This is a genomic window from Pseudarthrobacter sp. AG30, assembly GCF_003116525.1.
Taxonomy (GTDB): Bacteria; Actinomycetota; Actinomycetes; order Actinomycetales; family Micrococcaceae; genus Arthrobacter.
In genome coordinates, this window is record NZ_QEHL01000006.1 from 87,579 (window position 1) to 103,437 (window position 15,859).

At 67.8% G+C, this 15,859-nt stretch carries 14 protein-coding genes and 1 pseudogene; 5 read left to right on the top strand and 10 right to left on the bottom strand.

What is annotated here, in order from left to right:
* Positions 1-17: 17 nt before the first annotated feature.
* Both trxA and DC347_RS07235 read right to left on the bottom strand, forming a co-directional pair.
* The gene (gene trxA, locus DC347_RS07230) at positions 18-455 is read right to left on the bottom strand and encodes a thioredoxin (RefSeq protein ID WP_109044916.1); all 438 of its coding nucleotides are present in this window, start codon (positions 453-455) and stop codon (positions 18-20) included.
* Between the two features lie 2 nt (positions 456-457).
* Entirely contained in the window at positions 458-940 is a 483-nt protein-coding gene (locus tag DC347_RS07235; RefSeq protein WP_109044917.1) for a nucleoside deaminase, read from the bottom strand.
* 173 nt (positions 941-1,113) lie between these two features.
* On the opposite strand from DC347_RS07235, the gene DC347_RS21915 reads away from it, so the two are divergent.
* Positions 1,114-1,617, top strand: a complete 504-nt coding sequence (locus DC347_RS21915; protein ID WP_240617719.1) for a hypothetical protein — start codon at positions 1,114-1,116, stop codon at positions 1,615-1,617.
* A 15-nt stretch (positions 1,618-1,632) separates the two neighbouring features.
* Positions 1,633-2,241: pseudogene (locus tag DC347_RS21920) on the top strand (ScyD/ScyE family protein); the annotation flags it as partial.
* Between the two features lie 116 nt (positions 2,242-2,357).
* Here the strand turns inward: DC347_RS21920 and rbfA are convergent.
* From rbfA to rimP, 5 genes are all read right to left on the bottom strand, one after another.
* The gene (gene rbfA, locus DC347_RS07245; RefSeq protein ID WP_109044918.1) at positions 2,358-2,858 is read right to left on the bottom strand and encodes a 30S ribosome-binding factor RbfA; all 501 of its coding nucleotides are present in this window, start codon (positions 2,856-2,858) and stop codon (positions 2,358-2,360) included.
* A gap of 248 nt (positions 2,859-3,106) precedes the next feature.
* On the bottom strand, positions 3,107-5,992 hold the full coding sequence (infB, locus tag DC347_RS07250) for a translation initiation factor IF-2 (protein ID WP_018763477.1): 2,886 nt from the start codon (positions 5,990-5,992) through the stop codon (positions 3,107-3,109).
* A 152-nt stretch (positions 5,993-6,144) separates the two neighbouring features.
* Entirely contained in the window at positions 6,145-6,555 is a 411-nt protein-coding gene (locus tag DC347_RS07255; RefSeq protein WP_368665742.1) for a YlxR family protein, read from the bottom strand.
* Positions 6,556-6,672: 117 nt separating this feature from the next.
* Positions 6,673-7,653, bottom strand: coding sequence for a transcription termination factor NusA (gene nusA, locus DC347_RS07260; protein WP_018763475.1), 981 nt, complete (start codon positions 7,651-7,653; stop codon positions 6,673-6,675).
* The gene (gene rimP / locus DC347_RS07265; protein WP_109044919.1) at positions 7,653-8,267 is read right to left on the bottom strand and encodes a ribosome maturation factor RimP; all 615 of its coding nucleotides are present in this window, start codon (positions 8,265-8,267) and stop codon (positions 7,653-7,655) included. Before rimP ends, nusA begins: the two co-directional genes overlap by 1 nt.
* Before the next feature lie 106 nt (positions 8,268-8,373).
* Between rimP and DC347_RS07270 the strand changes: the two genes are divergently transcribed.
* From DC347_RS07270 to DC347_RS07280, 3 genes are all read left to right on the top strand, one after another.
* Positions 8,374-9,474 (top strand): DUF4439 domain-containing protein, encoded by a 1,101-nt coding sequence (locus DC347_RS07270; RefSeq protein ID WP_109044920.1) that lies wholly within the window; start codon positions 8,374-8,376, stop codon positions 9,472-9,474.
* 97 nt (positions 9,475-9,571) lie between these two features.
* Complete coding sequence (locus DC347_RS07275; RefSeq protein ID WP_109044921.1) at positions 9,572-10,339, top strand: VIT family protein; 768 nt, start codon at positions 9,572-9,574, stop codon at positions 10,337-10,339.
* A 4-nt stretch (positions 10,340-10,343) separates the two neighbouring features.
* Entirely contained in the window at positions 10,344-11,375 is a 1,032-nt protein-coding gene (locus tag DC347_RS07280; RefSeq protein ID WP_109044922.1) for an aminoglycoside phosphotransferase family protein, read from the top strand.
* Positions 11,376-11,414: 39 nt separating this feature from the next.
* Here the strand turns inward: DC347_RS07280 and DC347_RS07285 are convergent, their stop codons facing one another.
* Genes DC347_RS07285 through DC347_RS07295 form a run of 3 tightly spaced genes read right to left on the bottom strand, consistent with a single transcriptional unit; the run spans position 11,415 to position 15,464 of the window.
* The gene (locus DC347_RS07285) at positions 11,415-12,806 is read right to left on the bottom strand and encodes a pyridoxal-dependent decarboxylase (protein ID WP_109044923.1); all 1,392 of its coding nucleotides are present in this window, start codon (positions 12,804-12,806) and stop codon (positions 11,415-11,417) included.
* Positions 12,807-12,861: 55 nt separating this feature from the next.
* Positions 12,862-13,656: a TSUP family transporter gene (locus tag DC347_RS07290; protein WP_018763469.1), complete on the bottom strand. Its 795-nt coding sequence runs from the start codon at positions 13,654-13,656 to the stop codon at positions 12,862-12,864.
* Positions 13,653-15,464: a proline--tRNA ligase gene (locus DC347_RS07295; RefSeq protein WP_109044924.1), complete on the bottom strand. Its 1,812-nt coding sequence runs from the start codon at positions 15,462-15,464 to the stop codon at positions 13,653-13,655. Before DC347_RS07295 ends, DC347_RS07290 begins: the two co-directional genes overlap by 4 nt.
* Between the last annotated feature and the right edge of the window lie 395 nt (positions 15,465-15,859).

Consider the following 15,859-nt stretch of genomic DNA (forward strand, 5'->3'; position numbering starts at 1 on the left):
CGACCTGGCGGCCGGCGTCAGGTTTGCGCGCCGGCGAGTGCCCGGTCCAGCCAGGAACGCAGGACGTCCGCCGGTGCGGCGCCGGCTTGGCGGGCCACCACCTTGCCGTCCACGATCACCATCAGTGTCGGAATGGCTTGGACATCGAACCGCCGCGACAAACCGGGAGACGTGTCCACGTCCACCTTGACCAGCTTGATCTTTCCCGGCCGCTCCCGCGCCAGCTTGTCCAGGACGGGGCTGACCATCCGGCAGGGCCCGCACCATGCGGCCCAGAAGTCCACCAGGACCGGCACTGCCGATTGCTCGGCGACCTCGGCAAAGTCCGCGTCGCCGGCAGACACAATCCACGGAAGGTCAGCCTTGCAGTTGCCGCAGCGCGGATGACCGGCTGCCCGGACCGGCACCCGGTTGGTCTTTCCGCAGGCAGGGCAGGCGATGAGTGCGGTTTCCATGGCTAGTAGTCCTTCCTGCCGGCGAAGGCGCCCCACGCCTGGAAGGGGAGGTCCGACGTCGGGATGTCACCCCGGGTGACCGGCATCAGGTCCGGCCGGGCGCCGTTGAAGTAGTCGTAGAAGAGGGCGTCATCGAAGCCCGCAGCCGCCGCCCCGTGCCGGTCTGCGGCAAAGTAGACATGGCCGATCCTGGCCCACAGGGCCGAGGCCAGGCACATGGGGCACGGCTCGCAGCTTGCGTAGAGCACGGATCCGGTGAGGTCGAAGTTTGCCGTTGCCGCCGCCGCTGCCCTGATGGCCACGACCTCCGCGTGGGCGGTGGGATCGTTGTCCCGGGTGACGCGGTTGACACCGGCGTGGGCTTTCCCGTCGGGGGTCACCACCACGGCAGCGAACGGTCCCCCGCCCAGGCCGACGTTCCGCGTTGCCAGGTCCACTGCCTGCTCGAGGTACGTGGAGGGGATGCCGTGCTCGTCCGAGGTCATAGCACGATCCTAGCCACGTGGGCGCTGTTGGGGGATAGAAAGGGGGCAACGCAGGGGGGATTCCCCCAACGACTACCCGCTGGTAGGAGCCTACGCTTGCGCGCGGGGGAACATTTCGCCTCCTCGGAGGCTTCCTATCCAGCCCGTCAAGGGCCCCGCACCCGGAGATCCCAATGAAAAAAAGACTCGCACTCTTAGCCTGTATCGCGGCCACCGCCGCCGCCATGGCGTCCGCTGGCCCCGCCTCTGCATCCACCCGCACACATGACTACGATGTCCTTGCAGATGGACTCGTCTCTCCCCTGCATGTCGCTGCAGGGACCGGAAAATCGGTCCTGGTGTCCCAGGACTTTGCCGGAAAACTCACCCGCATCAGCAGGGACGGCGCCACGAAGGACCTGGCGACCGAGACGCCCCAGGGCTGGGAGGTGGCCGGCTCGGACACCCACGGCAGCACCACGTATTACCTTGAAAGTGTGGGCGCCGGCCAGGGAGACCCCGCCGCGCTGCACGGATACCTCAAGTCGATCGACGCCAAGGGCGATGTGGACACCATCGCCAATTTTGCCGACTACGAACGGCGCCACAACCCGGACGGAGACCAGCGCTACGGGTTTGGCCGTGACGTCAGCGATCAGTGCCTGGCCGGTTGGCCCGCGTTCCCGCCGGCAAAGTAAAAAGGCACGGTTGACTCCCACCCTTATGCCCTGGCGGTCAAGGATGACACCGCCTATGTGGCCGACGCAGGGATGAACGCCGTGCTCAAGGTGAACCTGAAGAACGGCGACATCGATACAATCGCCGTCCTGCCGCCACGGCCGGCCACCATTCCGGCGGGTTTGAAGATCCCTGTGGACATGGAGGGGAACACCATGACGGTTCCGGACTGCGTGGTGGGGCACAAGTACGCCTTCGAGCCCGTGCCTACGGATGTGGTGATCGGCCCGGACGGGATGCTGTATGTGACGTCCCTGCCGGGCGGACCGGAAGGACCGGAGCTTGGTGCCCGCGGTGCGATTTTCAAGATCAACCCGTGGAACGGTGACACCGACCTCTGGGCGGACCACATCCTCAGCCCCACGGGCCTGGCGGTCGCCGGCAATGGTGATGTGTATGTGGCGTCCCTGTTCGGCGGCGAGATCCTGAAGTTCACGTGTGAGGGCAGCCGTTCCCAGTTCCTGGCTGTAAACATGCCCGCGGACGTCGACATCAGCGGCAACACGCTCTACGCCACGGCTGACGCGCTCGGGGATCCCTCGCAGCCGCCGTCCGGGAAGGTCATCAAAGCTGACCTGCACTAGGGATGCAGCACTGATGGGTTAAAAGCAGCAGGGCCCGGGATCAGCTCCCGGGCCCTGCTGGCGTCCTGCATGTTGCTGTCCTCGTCGACGTCGCCGTCGCTGCTGAGGCCGGTGTCCTACTTGTTGCTGTCCTCGTCGATGTCGCCGTCGCTGCTGAGGTCGGTGTCCTCTTCGTCGAAGTCGTCTTCGTCGATGTCGACGTCGTCGGACTTGTAGGGGTCGGTGTCACCGGCGTGCTGCGCATTGGCGGCCAGCGCGGCCACTTCGGCGTCACGCTTGCGGGCTTCCCGCAGGAGTTCCTCGAGGTTCGAAGCGTTGACCGGGATCTGGTCTGCCACGAACTCCAGGGTGGGGGTCAACCGGACGGTGATGTTCCGGCCGACTTCCTGCCGCAGCACACCCTTGGCCTTTTCAAGCCCCTTGGCGGCGTCGGCCTGGACAGCCTCGTCACCGAAGACCGTGTAGTAAACAGTGGCGTGCTGCAGATCATTGGTCACCCGGGCGTCGGTAACAGTAATGCCCTCAAGCCGGGGATCCTTGGCCTTCCGGCCCAGAGCCTCAGCAACAACAACCTTAATCCGCTGCGCCAATTTTGCAGCACGTGCCGGATCAGCCATGAACAACTCCTAAAGAAGAAAAATTTGGGACGTACGACGGCGGCGCAAACGACAGCCAACGCGCCCAGGGTCTGGATGCCACGCACCCAAGCGAGCCGATGACGCACCCGTTGGATTTTTCCGGCGGCCCGGGAGTGGCATCGGGCCTGCCGAAGCTGGGCGGCGCGGGATCGAAGATCCCAAGCCGCCCAGCGAAGGGGCGGGGCCGCCGGAAAAATCCAACGGCCCCGGCCACGGACTAACAAGAGTTAGACGCGCGGCTTCTCGCGCATCTCGAAGGTCTCGATGATGTCGCCCTCGGTGATGTCGTTGTACGAGCCAAGACCGATACCACATTCGAAGTCCGTGCGGACCTCGGTGGCGTCGTCCTTGAACCGCTTGAGCGACTCGACCGTGAGGTTGTCACCAATGATCTTGCCGTCGCGGGTGACGCGTGCCTTGGCGTTGCGGCGGATGATGCCCGAGCGGACGATCGAGCCGGCGATGTTTCCGAACTTGGAGGAGCGGAACACTTCGCGGACCTCGGCGGTGCCAAGCTGGACTTCTTCGTACTCCGGCTTGAGCATGCCCTTGAGGGCTGCTTCGATGTCATCGATTGCTGCGTAGATGACGGAGTAGAAGCGCATGTCCACGCCTTCGCGGTCTGCCAGTTCGGCAACCCGCTCGGCGGGCTTGACGTTGAAGCCGATGATGACGGCGGAGTCGACCGTTGCCAGGTTGACGTCGTTCTGGGTGATGGCACCCACACCGCGGTGGATGACGCGCAGCTGCACGCCTTCGCCGACGTCGATCTTGAGCAGCGCGTCTTCGAGGGCTTCCACGGCACCGGACACGTCACCCTTGAGGATGAGGTTGAGGGTGTCGATCTTGCCTTCGGCGACGGCCTGGTCGAAGTCTTCCAGGCTGATCCGCTTGCGGCGCTTGGCCAGGGCGGCGTTGCGGTCGGCGGCTTCACGCTTCTCGGCGATCTGGCGGGCGGTGCGCTCGTCAGCGGTCACGAAGAAGGTGTCACCGGCGCGCGGGACGTTGGACAGACCCAGCACCTGCACGGGGCGGGACGGGCCTGCCTCGGTCAGGGCGCTGCCGTCGTCGTCGAACATCGCACGGACGCGGCCGTGGGCCGTGCCTGCCACGATGGTGTCGCCGACGCGCAGGGTGCCGGACTGCACCAGGACGGTGGCAACCGCACCGCGGCCCTTGTCCAGGTTGGCTTCGATCGCGATACCGCGGGCGTCCTTGTTCGGGTTGGCGCGCATGTCCAGGGCAGCGTCCGCGGTGAGCAGGACGGCCTCGAGCAGCTCGTCGATGTGGAGGTTCTGGCGGGCAGAAACTTCCACGAACATGGTGTCGCCACCGTATTCCTCGGGAACCAGTCCGTACTCGGTCAGCTGGCCGCGGACCTTTTCCGGGTTGGCGCCTTCCTTGTCGATCTTGTTCACTGCCACGACGATCGGTACGTTGGCCGCCTGGGCGTGGTTGAGCGCCTCAACGGTCTGGGGCATGACGCCGTCGTCCGCTGCGACCACCAGGATGGCGATGTCGGTGACCTTGGCACCTCGGGCACGCATGGCGGTGAACGCCTCGTGGCCCGGGGTATCGATGAAGGTGATCTTCCGGTCGTCGCCTTCGTGGTTGTGCGTGACCTGGTAGGCACCGATGTGCTGGGTGATGCCACCGTGTTCGCCCGCCATGACGTCGGACTTGCGGATGGCATCGAGCAGTCGGGTCTTACCGTGGTCGACGTGACCCATGACGGTGACTACCGGAGGACGTGCCTCAAGTTCCTCGTCGCCTTCGGCTTCGAGTTCGGCGTCAAAGTCGATGTCGAAGCTGGAGAGCAGCTCGCGTTCTTCGTCTTCCGGGGAGACGACCTGGAGCTTGTAGCCCAGTTCCTCGCCGAGGAGGGCGAAGGTGTCTTCGTCCAGGGACTGGGTGGCGGTAGCCATTTCACCAAGGTGGAACAGTACGGTCACCAGTGCAGCGGGGTTCGCCTCGATCTTGTCGGCGAAGTCCGTGATGGACGAGCCGCGGCGGAGCCGGATCACAGTGTTGCCGTCGCCGCGGGGTACGCTCACGCCACCCAGCGACGGGGCACTCATCTGCTCAAGTTCCTGGCGCTTGGCGCGCTTGGACTTGCGCTGCTTGCCACGGCCTGCGCCGCCCTTGCCGAAGGCACCCTGGGTGCCACCGCGGCCGCGGCCGCCCTTGCCGAACCCGCCACCGGCGGGAGCACCGCCGCCGCCACCGGGGCCACCGGTACCGGGAGCGCCGCCGGGGCGTCCGGGCCCGCGGCCGCCGCCGGGACGGCCGGCACCTGCGGGTGCGGGACGCTCGGTGCGGTTAGGCATCATGCCGGGAGTGGGACGGGGACCGCCGGGGCGCGGGGCGCCGGGACGGGGTCCACCGGCACCTGCCGCGGGACGGGGTCCACCGGCACCGGCTGCGGGGCGCGGACCACCGGGACGGGGTCCGCCTGCACCGGCTGCGGGACGGGGACCGCCGGGACGGTCGCCGTCGCGGCCGCCGCCCGGTCGGGGCATGCCCTGTGAGGTGGCGAACGGGTTGTTGCCCGGACGCGGAGCGCGTTCACCGTCTCCGCCGCGGCCACGGGGCATGCCCTGTGAGGTGGCGAAGGGGTTGTTGCCCGGGCGGGGACCGCCGGGCCGGGGGCTGGAGGCACCCGGAGTGGAACCACCCGGACGGGTGGAGGGAGCCGGGGTCTCTGCCTTCGGGGCAGGGCGGGCGCCGGGCTTGGCTCCCGTGGACGGAGCCGCGGGGGCGGCCGGCGCGGGGGTTTCAGCTGCGGGAGCTGCCGGGGCAGCCTGGGCAGGCGTTGCGGGTGCTTGTGCCGCGGGGGCCGGAGCCTTGGGCGCGGCCGGGCCGGGTGCGGGTGCTGAAGGACGTGATCCTGCTGCGGGTGCGGGCGCCTTGGGGGCGGCTGCGGGCGTCGCGGCAGGGGCTGCCGACTTGGCAGCGGCGTCGGGGAAGGCGTTGCGCAGTTTCCGCACAACGGGGGCCTCAATGGTGGATGAGGCGGAGCGAACGAATTCGCCCAGTTCCTGCAGTTTTGTCACTGCATCTTTGGAAGTTATACCGAGCTCTTTGGCGAGCTCATGTACGCGGACCTTGGCCACATTTCTCCTGTCTCGGTCCGCACCGAGCCAGGCACGAACCGTCTACTTCTTACTGCGGACCCCAGCCGCTGTTGATGCGAAGGGGCCCATTGCAGAGCGCAACAAAGTTGTCATCGTTACGCACTCATCGCTGGGAACTCATCGGGTTTCCATCAGATTTCTGACCCGCTTTCAGGTTGGACGGTTGGTGTTGCAGCCACCGGGGCGGCGTCAACGTTCGGACCTGACATGATCCAGTGTTCGACGGCGGCTGTTCCGGTCGCGCCCGGAAGGGCACGTCCGAATGCTCGCCGCTTGATCGCCAGAGCCAGGCACGATTGGCTGGGGTGCAGCCATGCACCCCGGCCAGACATCCGGCGTCGTTCATCCACCAGGACAGCGGTTGACCCGCTGCCTTCGGCGACGAGCCGGAGCAACTGCGACCGCAGGCCTTTCTTCCGGCATCCGATGCAGGTACGTTCGGGCTGACTCCCGGTGGAAAGCACTTCTGCCACGGTCATCGTCCTGACGTTCATTCTGCTGGCCCTCGAATACCCGCCTCCGGAGTCCCGGAAAACTGGCATGCACAGGGCACACGGCTGCCGGCCGTTAGGCGCGGTCTTATTTATTCTAGCCCCTTTGGGCCCTTCTGCCCGAAACAGGGTGGCTGCCGGAGTCCGGCAGCCACCCTGCCTTGAACGTTATTTGTCGCGGGGGGCCGCGGCGTCGGAGACGATGTCGATCCGCCAGCCCGTCAGCTTTGCCGCCAGTCGGGCGTTCTGGCCTTCCTTGCCGATGGCCAGGGACAACTGGTAGTCGGGGACCACCACCCGGGCGGACCGGGTGGCTTCGTCGGTAATGGTGACGGAATTCACGCGCGACGGCGAGAGGGCGCTGGCGATGAAGGTCGCCGGGTTCTCGCTGAAGTCGACGATGTCGATCTTTTCGTCGTTGAGTTCGGTCATGACAGCCCGGACCCGCGATCCCATTTCCCCGATGCACGCGCCCTTGGCGTTGATCCCGGGAGTGTTCGCCTTCACGGCAATCTTGGTCCGGTGTCCGGCCTCGCGTGCCAGTGCCACGATTTCCACCGAGTGGTCGGCAATCTCGGGCACTTCGAGTTCGAAAAGCTTCCGGACCAGGCCCGGGTGCGAGCGGGACAGCGTGACCGACGGACCCTTGGTGCCGCGGTGGACGTCGATCACCAGGGCGCGCAGGCGGTTGCCGTGGATGTACTTTTCCCCGGGGACCTGCTCCGGCGGCGGCAGCAGCGCCTCCAGCGATCCGAGGTTGACCTGGATCATGTGCGGGTTGTTGCCCTGCTGGATGGTGCCGGACACCAGCTCGCCCTCGCGGCCCTTGAACTCGCCCAGGACGTTGTCATCCTCGACGTCGCGGAGCCGCTGCAGGATGATTTGGCGCGCAGTGCTGGCAGCGATCCGGCCGAACCCTTCGGGGGTGTGCTCAAATTCGCCGATCGGAGCGCCGTCGTCGTCAATTTCGACAGCCCAGATGGTCACGTGGCCGCTCTTGCGGTCCAGCTCGGCACGCGCTTTTTCGAAGGCGCCGGGCGACTTGTGGTAGGCCACCAGGAGCGCCTGCTCGATGGTGGGGATCAGGAGGTCCAGCGGGATTTCACGCTCACGCTCCAAAAGCCTCAGTGCGCTCATGTCAATATCCATCAGGCCTCCTCGGAAGGTCCATTGTGTTCAGGTTCCAGACCATCCCCGGAGAGGTGGCTGAATTCGATCTCGACTTTTCCGTTGCGGATCCTGTCGAAAGGAAGCTTTACGGGTTCGCCCTGCCGGGGCTTCATGCCCTTCTTGACGGCGACCTCGGGGACCAGGGTCACGCCGTCGTCGTCCACCGACTGGATGCGCCCGGTGACGTTCTCACCCTGGACCACGTTGACCTTGACCATCCGGCCACGGGCACGGTGCCAATGGCGTGGTTCGGTCAGGGGACGCCCGACGCCGGGCGAGGACACCTCGAGGTCGTACGGGCGCGTGTCGGCGCTGGGGTCGTTGTCCAGGACGTCGGAGAGCACCTTCGAGATGTCGGCAATGACGTCCAGGCTGACACCGCCCGTTTCCTCCTGCGGGAGGTCCACCACGACGTTGACCACCCGGTGCGAGCCGGCGATGTTGATGGCCACGTCCTCAAGGTAGAGCCGGTTGGCCAGGACGGCGGGCTCCAAAAGAGCCCGGAGCCGGGCGGCTTCCGGGTTGTGGGCCGGTGCGGATCCGCTTCCCGTACCGGTGTGGTCTGGTGAAGCCGTGGCTTCTGCATTGCTCACGATGCCGGCCGCCCTCCCTATAGATGATGTGTGTTTACTAGCGTAGCTATTTTACCGGCCCAGTGGTGCACCGGGGTTCCCGCGCAGCGTGACACCATGGTCTGTTGTGAATGACCGCCGCCATGACAGCCACCCGAGCCTGCGTCCGTTCCGTGTTGCCGCCCTCGCTTTGGCGGCGCTGGTTGTCCTGAGCCTCGGTTTCGCCATGGTTCCCGCGGAAAAGCCCGCGCCGGCGGTTCCTTCCTTTTCGGAGCAGGCCCGTGCGGCGGCGCTCACGGACGCCCTGGAACTGCGGGCTGCGGGACAGGGCCTGACGGCCGACGGTGCCGTGGATTCGACCACGGTGGACGCCGTTGTGACGTTGCTGACCATCCAGGCCAGGGCCCTCCAGTCCCCTTCCCCCGAAGCTGGCGCGCAGGGGTCGGGGTCCCCGTCGCCAGCCTCTGCCACCCCTGCCAAGGGGGCGGCAGAGGTGGTCCAGGCACTCGCCGCGAGCGGCCGCGCCCGCATCAGGGACGCGAGCGAGGCCGACGGCGGCTTGGCCCGCCTCCTGGCCGGGACCGGCACAGCCCAGCTGCTCGCGGCCGGGAGGCTCGCTGCGGCGGCCGGGCTGCCGGCGCCGCAGGGCACGGCACCATTACCCGATGCGGATGCTTCCGGGGCTGCCGCCAGCGCGTCACCGTGCGTGGCGCCACCTGCCACTGCGGCCGCGCCGGAGTCCACCGGGTCCGGCGCTCCTGCCGGCGCGCGCCAGGCCTTGGCAGCCGTAACTGTCGCCGAGCAGCAGGCCATCTATGCCTACCAGGCGGCCCTCCCCCGCCTCGCACCGGCGGAGGCGGGCCCTGCGTCTGAATTCCTGGGCCAGCACAAAGGCCTTGCCGCGTCCGCGGAAGCACGCTTCCGGCGTGCCTGCGGAGTACCTGTGCCGCAGCAGCCGGGCTATATCCTCGATGGCGGCTTCCTGGCCGCACCTGTGGCGGGGCTGGGCCGGATCGAAGCGTCAACCTTGGCGGCCTACGGCGATGCCGTGGCACTGACCCAGGGCCAGGACCGGGCCTGGGCGCTGGGGGCGCTGGAGTCCACGGCGGTCCGGGCCGCGCGGTGGGGCGCAGACCCGGGACCGGTTCCAGGCCTCATCCTGGACGTGGGGCAACTGCCTGCGCTTCGTGGCGGCGAATCCGCCACGGCATCCCCCACACCATCCTGACCGCAAACTGTGCCCCGTTGACTCCCGAAGGCGCCGGCTCGCAGGGGACCACGCCGGAGGGGTGGCACCGGAGCGTCCGGGGTGGTTTGCTGAAGGCATGAACGCGGACGAACCGGCCGACGCCCGGGGCACCACCCCGGAAACCCCGGAGCTGAACCGCCACCGTGGGACCGAACCCCACGGCGACGATACAGCCCACCGGCTGAACTGGCTGCGTGCCGGTGTCCTGGGCGCCAACGACGGCATCGTCTCCGTGGCGGCGATCGTGGTGGGCGTGGCAGGTGCCACCGCCGCGTCCGGCCCCATCCTCACGGCGGGTGTCGCCGGCGTGGTGGGCGGTGCGGTGTCCATGGCGTTGGGCGAGTACGTTTCCGTGAGCAGCCAAAGTGACAGCCAGCGGGCCCTCATCGAGAAGGAACGCCGGGAACTGGCGGAAGAACCGGACGCGGAACTGGCCGAGTTGGCCGCCATCTACCAGGCCAAGGGCTTGACCCCCGAGACTGCAGCCAAGGTGGCCCGGGAACTTACGGCCCATGATGTCCTGGCAGCACACTTGTCCGCGGAACTGAACATTGACGAAACGGATATCGTCAGTCCCTGGCACGCGGCGTTCGCCTCGGCGCTCGCCTTTACCATCGGCGCCATCCTGCCCATGCTGGCTATTCTCCTTCCGCCGCCGGAGCTCCGGATCCCGTTGACGTTCGTGTCGGTTTTGGTGGCCCTGGCGTTGACGGGAGCCCTGGGGGCATGGATTGGCGGGGGGTCAAGAACCAAGGCGGCCGTCCGGGTGGTGGTGGGCGGGGCCCTGGCGCTGGCTGCGACGTTCCTCATCGGCAACCTGCTCGGCGCCTCGGGCGTTGTCTGATCCGGTGACCAGGGCGCAGGCAGTCTCCATCCCTCCGGACCTCGAGTCCCGGTACGCACGCACCAGCGCCGGCCGGGCCTGGATCGGCGCCTTGACCGGGCTGCTGGAGGACCGCTTGGCGCAGTGGCACCTTGAGGTCGACCTGGCCCCCGCCAGCCTCCCCTGGAGCGGGCACGGCGGCATGGTGGTCCCGGTCCGGCAGGAGGACGGCTGCCCTGCGGCGCTCAAGATCGCTTTTCCCCACGACGAGGCCATGGTGGAGCGCCATGCGCTGGCGCTTTGGAACGGGCTGGGTGCCGTGGCCCTGCTGGCCTCGGACACCGGGTCATGCGCCATGCTCCTGGAACGCCTTGACGCCGGGCGGTCGCTGGCTGCCCTGCCGGTGGACGACGCCGTCCCGTTGTGGGGTGCCTTGGTCCGGCAGTTGGGGCTGGTCCCGGATGAGCGCCCGCAGTGGCTGGAGTTCGGCCACATTGCAGCGCGGGCGGAGCAGTGGAGCGACGACTTTCCCGCGGATTGGGAGCAGCTTGGACGGCCTTTTCCCCGCTGGCTGCTGGAAGCCGCCCTGGAAGTGTGCCAGACCCGCGGCGTGGTCGGGCGGAGGTCTGCCCGGGACCTGCTGGTCCACACAGACCTGCATTTCCTGAATGTCCTGGCCCGTCCCGGGACTGCGGCACCGGATGGGCCACACGGGCGGGACGGTTACGCGGCCATCGACCCGCAGCCAATGATCGGCGAGCCGGAATTCGCCGTCGCGCCCCTGCTGTGGAACCGCCTGGCGGACCTGCCGGCAAAAGATGCCGGCCGCGGCCTGCTCCGGCGGTGCCACGACTTCAGCACGGCCGCCGGCCTCGACCCGGACGCGGCCCGGCAATGGGGCATCGCCAGGGAGGTGGACAACGCGCTGTGGTACGCCGCGCACGGGCACGACGGCGACCTGGCCCGGTCGCTCTGGGTTGCCAGCACGCTGGCCGGGGGCACCCTGGAGGGCTTGCCGCACCCCCATGCCCTGCCGGAGCCGGGCCAGGGCGGATAGGAGCCGGCAGCCGGCCGGAACGTCCCGCACCGGAAATGGTCACGAAGTCCGCACGGCGGCCAGGGCTGAGCGGACAGCTTCCACGGCGGTGGCGACGTCCCCACCGCCGGTATGCCAGTTGCTCACGGAGACGCGGAGGATGTCGCGGTCCTGCCAACGCGAACCGGACATCCATACTTTCCCGTCCTCGATGATGCGGGCCGTCACCGCACGGGTGGTCTCGTCGTCTCCGAACGCGATGCACACCTGGGTGTAGCCGACGTCATTGAGGACCTCCACGCCGTCCAGCGCTGCCAGGCCGTCGGCGATCGCGGCGGCAGCAGCCGCCAGCCCGGCCACCTGGGCTGCGACCCCATCGCGGCCCAGGCTTTTCAGGGCTGCCCAGACCGGCACTCCGCGGGCGCGCCGCGACAACTCCGGGACCTTCTCGAACGGGTCCCCCGGGCCTTCGGCGTCGTGCACGAGGTAACTGGCGTGCAGGCCCATGGCGGCCCGGAGCGCCGCGGCGTCCCGGACAATCGCAATGCCGCAGTCATAGGGCACGTTCAGGGTCTTGTGGGCATCGGTGCCCCACGAGTCTGCTTCCTCGAAGCCTGCGGTGAGGTGCCGCAGTTCCGGCGCGGCAGCCGCCCACAATCCGAACGCACCATCGATGTGCACCCACGCCCCGTGCTTGCGCGCGACGGCGATGGCGTCCGCAAACGGGTCGAAGGCGCCGGAGTGCAGGTTCCCGGCCTGGAGGCACACCAGGGCGGGTCCCGTGCCGGACGCGAGGGCGGCATCCAGCGCGGCAGGGACCAGGCGCCCTTGACCGTCGGCGTCCACCGCCGTCGGCTGTCCCAGCCCAAGGTACCGCAGGCCGAGGTCCACGGTGTCGTGGCGCTCCTTGCCCACGAAGCAGCGGATCCGGGGTGCGCCGGACAGCCCGTCGCGGTCCAAGTCCCAGCCTGCGCCGGTCAGCAGCCGCCACCGGGCGGCAGCCATGCCAGTGAAATTCGCCATGGTGGCGCCGGTGACGAACCCAACGTCCGCGGCGCCGGGCAACCCCAACAAGTCCAGCAGCCAGGTGCCGGCGGCTTCCTCTATGGCAGCCGTGGCCGGAGTGGCATAGCGCAGGCCGGCATTCTGGTCCCAGGCGCTGACCAGCCAGTCCGAGGCAAGGGCAGCGGGAAGGGTGCCGCCGATCACCCAGCCGAAAAACCGGCCCGAGGGCATGGCCATGAGTCCGGGTTCGGCCGCGGCGGCAAGCAGGTCGATGACCTCTGCTGCCGGCATGCCGGCGTCCGGGAGCGGCCCGCCAAAGGCTGCGGCAAGCTCGGACGCGTGCAGGCTGGGCCCCACAGGCCGGATTGGAAGGCTGGCCAGCCAGGCTTGGGTGTGCCTCGCCGCGGCCGCGAGTGCCGGTGCGTACTCGTCATCCCCGGGTGCCATACCTGCATGCTACGCCCGGGCGGGTTCCGCCACGAGGAGCAGTTTTGCGCACCGGTCAGGCGAAGTTGTCCTCCCAGACGTCGTAGCCGAGCTTGACGATCAGCGCGGCGACAACCACCAGGAAGACCACCCGGACAAACTTGCTGCCCTGGTTCACAGCGGTGCGGGCGCCAAGGTAGCCGCCGGCCATGTTGGCTGCCCCGAGCAGCAGGCCGAGGCCCCACAGGATGGACCCGTGCGGCAGGAAGAACAGCAGCGCACCGGCGTTGGTGGCCATGTTCACGATCTTGGCTTTGGCGCTGGCCTCCAGGAACGCGTAGCCCATGGCGGACACCAGGGCGATGACCAGGAAGGACCCCGTCCCGGGACCGATGAGTCCGTCGTAGAAGCCGATCACGGCACCGATGAGGCAGGCGACGACGTAGTGCTTGTGGCCGTCGTGCCGCAGCGCCGTCAGGTCGCCCACAGTGGGCTTCAGCGCGGTGAAAAGCGCGACGGCGACCAGCGCCACCACGATGATCGGCTTGAACACCCCGGCGGGCAGGGAAGCGGCCAGGCTGGCGCCGCCAAAACTGCCCGCCAAGGCAATGGCTGCCATGGGAACGGCGGTCCGAAGGTCTGGTCCCACCCGCCGGTAGTACGTCGCTGCACTCGTGGCGGTTCCGAAGATGGAGCCCATCTTGTTGGTGGCCAATGCCTGCACCGGCGCGATGCCGGGAACCAGCAGCAGCGCCGGAAGCTGGATGAGGCCTCCCCCGCCCACTACCGCATCAACCCAGCCGGCCGCGAACCCAGCTACCACGATCAGGATGATGGTGGTGAGCTGGATCGACTCGAAGCCGGAGATCACCGGTTGCGGACGGCGTTGACCACGTAGTCGACGGCCTTGTCCACTGCAACGTTCTCGGCCTCGCCGCTGCAGCGGTCCTTGATCTCCACCACGCCGTCCACCAGTCCGCGGCCTACGGCCAGGATGGTGGGCACGCCCACAAGCTCGGCATCGCCAAACTTCACGCCGGGCGAGACTTTGGGGCGGTCGTCGTAGATCACGGAGAGGCCGGCCTCTTCGAGTTCTGCGGACAACTTTTCCGCTGCCTGGAAGATTTCGTCCCCGCGGCCCACGGCCACGACGTGGACGTCGGCCGGAGCCACCGTGCGGGGCCAGACCAGGCCGCGCTCGTCATGGTTGGCTTCGGCAAGCGCGGCAACGGCACGGGTGACGCCGACGCCATAGGAGCCCATGGTGACCACCACCTGCTTGCCATTCTGGTCCAGGACCTTGAGGTCAAGGGCTTCGGCATACTTGCGGCCGAGCTGGAAGATGTGGCCCATCTCGATGCCGCGGGCCGTCTCCAGGGGGCCGGAACCGTCAGGTGAGGGGTCCCCTGCGCGGACTTCGGTACACTCGATGACGCCGTCCCAGGTGAAGTCGCGTCCGGCCACCAGGCCGAAGACGTGCTTGCCTGCCTGGTTGGCGCCGGTAATCCACGTTGTTCCGCTGACCACGCGCGGGTCCACCAGGTACAGCAGCTTGGTGGCACTCTCGGTGCCCAGGAGCGGCTGGTCGAGCGACAGGCCGGGGCCCAGGTAGCCCTTGACGATCAGGGGCTGCTTCTTGAGGTCTTCCTCGCCGGCCTGCTCGAGGCCGATCTCGCCCGCGATCGGCAGGAACGCACCAATGTTGGCTTCCACGCGCTTGAGGTCCACGGCGCGGTCACCGGGAACGCCGATGACCACCAGCTGCCGCTCGCCGGTGGGCAGCGTCACGGCGAGGACCACATTCTTCAGCGTGTCAGAGGCGCTCCAGGCGCCGCCGTCGGCCTCTGCCCGCGGGGCAATCTGGTTCGAAGCCGCCACCAGCGTCTCGATGGTGGGTGTATCCGGGGTGTCCAGGACTTCGGCGGCAGGGGCGTTGCTGAAGTCGATCTCGTCGGGAACCACGGTGGTGACGGCCTCAACGTTGGCTGCGTACCCGCCGGCGGAACGGACGAAAGTGTCCTCCCCGATTTCGGTGGGGAACAGGAATTCCTCGCTCTTGGACCCGCCCATGGCACCGGCGGTGGCTGCCACCGGAACCACCTCAAGGCCCAGGCGTTCGAAGATCTTCAGGTAGGCGCCCCGATGGGCTGCGTAGCTGGCATCCAGGCCGGCGTCGTCGACGTCGAAGGAGTAGGAGTCCTTCATGATGAACTCACGGCCGCGCAGGAGGCCCGCACGCGGGCGTGCTTCATCGCGATACTTGTTCTGGATCTGGTACAGGCTCAGCGGGAGGTCCTTGTAGGAGGAATACAGGTCCTTGACCAGGAGCGTGAACATTTCCTCGTGCGTGGGAGCCAGCAGGTAGTCGGCGCCTTTGCGGTCCTGGAGCCGGAACAGGCCCTCACCGTATTCGGTCCACCGGTTGGTGGCCTCGTACGGTTCGCGCGGGAGGAGTGCCGGGAAGTGCACTTCCTGGGCGCCGATGGCGGCCATTTCCTGGCGGATGATCTCCTCGACCTTGCGCAGGACGCTCAGCCCCAGCGGAAGCCACGTGTAGATTCCGGGAGCCGCGCGGCGGATGTAGCCGGCGCGGACCAACAGTTTGTGGCTGGCAACCTCGGCATCGACGGGGTCTTCGCGCAGCGTGCGCAGGAAAAGCTGGGACAGTCGTAGGACCACGGGTGGTATCCGTTTCTGGGGAAGTGCTGGGTCAGCAGGGCCGGACAATTCGTCTGGGTACTAATCTACCGGCACACGCCCTGCGGCACTGACTGGAGGGGCAGCCCGCCCGGGCCGGGAAGCCCGCTGCGCCGGGAAACAGTAGGGCCACGCCCGGAAAATACAAAGCCCCTGGCCCCCCAGTGAGGCTGGTCATCGCATCCGGGCGTGGCCCAACGCCGTTATCGCCTAAGTACTGGTGAGGACTGGTGAGACCGCCCACCCCACTTCCAGCGCAGCTAGATTGAACCTATGTGATGGTGAACACGTTTGACAAGTGTTTCTGCGCCGGAGGATTCCCTTGCCCCCTCGACCACCCCGGCCTACATTTAATTCACCAGGTGATGAATTCCCCG

Coding starts and splice junctions, on each gene's coding strand:
- trxA (WP_109044916.1), bottom strand. CDS start 455: ATGGAAACCGCACTCATCGCCTGCCCTGCCTGCGGAAAGACCAACCGG.
- DC347_RS07235 (WP_109044917.1), bottom strand. CDS start 940: ATGACCTCGGACGAGCACGGCATCCCCTCCACGTACCTCGAGCAGGCA.
- DC347_RS21915 (WP_240617719.1), top strand. CDS start 1,114: ATGAAAAAAAGACTCGCACTCTTAGCCTGTATCGCGGCCACCGCCGCC.
- rbfA (WP_109044918.1), bottom strand. CDS start 2,858: ATGGCTGATCCGGCACGTGCTGCAAAATTGGCGCAGCGGATTAAGGTT.
- DC347_RS07255 (WP_368665742.1), bottom strand. CDS start 6,555: ATGCCAGTTTTCCGGGACTCCGGAGGCGGGTATTCGAGGGCCAGCAGA.
- nusA (WP_018763475.1), bottom strand. CDS start 7,653: ATGGATATTGACATGAGCGCACTGAGGCTTTTGGAGCGTGAGCGTGAA.
- DC347_RS07275 (WP_109044921.1), top strand. CDS start 9,572: ATGAACGCGGACGAACCGGCCGACGCCCGGGGCACCACCCCGGAAACC.
- DC347_RS07285 (WP_109044923.1), bottom strand. CDS start 12,806: ATGGCACCCGGGGATGACGAGTACGCACCGGCACTCGCGGCCGCGGCG.